The 905-nt window shown below is 49.0% G+C and carries 2 protein-coding genes; both read right to left on the bottom strand.

The genetic code is table 11. From position 1 onward, the window contains the following. Positions 1 to 441: 441 nt before the first annotated feature. Entirely contained in the window at positions 442 to 711 is a 270-nt protein-coding gene (locus tag F6Q11_RS07510) for a hypothetical protein (RefSeq protein ID WP_297027981.1), read from the bottom strand. Positions 712 to 718: 7 nt separating this feature from the next. Beyond that, on the bottom strand, positions 719 to 905 hold a 187-nt coding region (locus F6Q11_RS07505), incomplete at its 5' end, for a hypothetical protein (protein WP_297027978.1).

Raw genomic sequence — 905 nt, 5'->3', positions numbered from 1 at the left:
TAGAGCCCCTGCATTTCCTGCGAGCCTGAATTACCGTTGAAGCCGTGCGATGCACACGAACCTGATTAAGTAATTGAACCCCTTTGGAAAATATGAGCCTGAATTACAGTTGACCCCGTCCTTCACATGTGAGCCAAAGTATATTGTGAACCCGTCTTATAGAAAAGTTAGGGGTTTGGGGGAAGCAGTAAAACTCCGACCTTCAGGGAGGAGATACACGGACTTCCCTCAATAGACGGCGTGGAATGCCTTGCCGGTGTATTGGACGTGAGTATCACCGACGCTATGAAGATGCTGGACGATAAGTTCCATATCAAGGTCGAAACGTAGAAATCCATTCCGCCATTTTTTTGTATTCAGTCATCGTTTCCGGCGTATTCCGGTACTCTTTTGAGAAGTAATGGCGTGTCCCTATGGTGGCCAGATATATGAAATGCCGTATCATAAAATCCTCGCAAGAATTGATCCTGTGAGTGATATCAGTGCCACCAGAAGCGATGCATAAATGGCCAGCTTGTCCCGTTTCAGCAGCACACCCGCAAGCTGCTGCCCGCTTTGCTGGCCGGCGAGCCGTGCCGCGGCTATGTCTGCTTCCGTCAGCTGTTTGCGTATGGCCTTTGTGTCCTCGGCTATTTCCTTTATTAGCTGGGTATTGTTCTGCATCTGTATTTCCAGCACGGTTACTCTGCGATCTATGTCATCCATGGGCATGATGATCCTAACTTGGTTTATATTCTAAAGCCTTTTGCTCTGCTTCATTGATTACGTACTGTGGTGGCGGGTTGTAGCGCTTGGCATACTCATGCGACTGGTATGCTTTAAGTGCTTCGTAACCGATTGCTATTCCGCCAATGACACCGGCGGCCACGAGCAGGTATTTGCCCACTGCCGCCAGTTCATTTCCT

The sequence above is a fragment of the Thermoplasma sp. genome (assembly GCF_008709555.1).
GTDB lineage: Archaea > Thermoplasmatota > Thermoplasmata > Thermoplasmatales > Thermoplasmataceae > Thermoplasma.
This window is presented reverse-complemented; position numbering and strand designations above follow the sequence as displayed.

Bases quoted from the DNA above. Each gene is read 5' to 3' on its own strand.
- F6Q11_RS07510 (WP_297027981.1), bottom strand. From the start codon at position 711: ATGCCCATGGATGACATAGATCGCAGAGTAACCGTGCTGGAAATACAG.